Raw genomic sequence first — 1,616 nt, 5'->3', positions numbered from 1 at the left:
GAAAGCAAGGAATGTCCCGATCCAAAAATGCTTAACTGTAGACTTGTTAACTACGTCCATTGTGCTCACATATAACGCCCGGCACACGTGACGATTTGTAGCCGCGAAGCGGCGTAGAAGCGGTCACTGTGGTGCCGATTGTTAGGTGCTTTATTTTCCAAGCAGTCACCGCCGAGTGTTGATGTTGATCTCACTCCATTACCGCGCGACACCCGGCATTCTTGCATTCAAGGCTTCCACCCCGGAGGGGGCTGGTGCGGGCGATATCGCGGATCAGGATACTGCACGCCCCGCGCTTTAAGCATATCTATAACTTGAAGCTTATGTTTCATTCCGTTCGATTCGGGCGGTATTTTAATTATTTGAACATCCAAGGCCAAGTTCTGAAGATTTTCATTCAATCCCTTCTGCAAAAAATAAACAACTAGGTCGAACTTGCCCATGCCGACGGCTACATTCGCGGGTGTATCCCCATTGCTGCCCTGTACGTTCACGTTTGCGTGATATTTTTCAACCAGCAGCCGGACACACTCCGCACAAAACCTCATAACAGCTTGGTGCAACAGACTGTCTCCGTTAGGCCCGATCAGGTTCGGGTCCCCTTTGTAGCGAAGCAGCACATCTAAAAGATCAACTCTGTTGGCGTCGACAGCTAAATACAGTGCAGAGACGCGCAGCTTTTCGTCACGGTAATTCGGATCTGCTCCCAGCTTCAGCAACTTCTCCGCGCCCCTGGTGTTTCTCAAATAAACCTGCCAGATCAACGGAGTAACCCCATCAGCACCGATCGTATTGACGTCAACTCCAGCCTGGACTTTTTCATCCATCTTCTCAAAATTATTTTGAGTAGCTGCTACCACCAGCTCAGCAACTAGTGGCTCGCTAAAAGCTTGTTGAGGAGTCATACCACCAACCTTCTGCCCGGCGGCACAACTGCTCACCCCTGATAACATGGCCATGAGAAGGATCACCCTACAAAATTTCAGCATTGCATAATCCTTTGACGCATGACTGTACCGCGCGGAATTACAGCTCATCTGAACTGACCCCAATTTCTTGCGGACACCTAACGCCGCAAGCACGCGCGGCTTTGTAGTGGAGGCGAAGCCGCAACGAAAAAGCCGTCGCCGTGCCTTGCTTGGTTATGCCCTTTCTGGCTGTGCATTAGTAGTACCCCAGCCGACGCAGGACACCTGCTGCCTCTAAAGCTGGCTGAAGTACGGCCTCGAGCTCAACGAACCAGCTGGGCTCACACCATGTGCCGTCTTCCTGTTGTTCCAATATTTGAGACTCCCAATCACGGTGCCGATCAACCACATCTGGAACCTCTCGTGAAAGCGTTGAAAGTTCTTCTTGAGTGAATCCATTAGTTAGCAGGAAGTCGGCTTCTGCTTTTGCACCTTCGTATTGCTGCAAATTACCTGGAGCATATTTCTCAGCAATTGGGATAAGCCTACTCAAAGCCAAGCACAGCTCATTCAGTTGCTCAGTACGATCATTTTTTGTGTATGTGTACATACGGTGTCTCAACCCAAGGCATAACGTAGAGCTTTGCGGCGATTTTGTAGCCGCGAAGCGGTGGAGAAATTGTCCGGCAACAGCGACTGGTTATATGT

2 protein-coding genes are annotated in these 1,616 nt (G+C 50.2%); both read right to left on the bottom strand.

What is annotated here, in order from left to right; all coding sequences use genetic code 11:
• Positions 1-227: 227 nt before the first annotated feature.
• Positions 228-989: an ankyrin repeat domain-containing protein gene (locus tag FZF01_RS19280; protein ID WP_188434493.1), complete on the bottom strand. Its 762-nt coding sequence runs from the start codon at positions 987-989 to the stop codon at positions 228-230.
• A gap of 175 nt (positions 990-1,164) precedes the next feature.
• The gene (locus FZF01_RS19275; RefSeq protein ID WP_150279455.1) at positions 1,165-1,518 is read right to left on the bottom strand and encodes a hypothetical protein; all 354 of its coding nucleotides are present in this window, start codon (positions 1,516-1,518) and stop codon (positions 1,165-1,167) included.
• Between the last annotated feature and the right edge of the window lie 98 nt (positions 1,519-1,616).

The organism is Halopseudomonas salina, from assembly GCF_008641105.1.
Note: the sequence above shows the minus strand (reverse complement) of the source record. Positions and strands in the feature narration are given on the sequence as shown.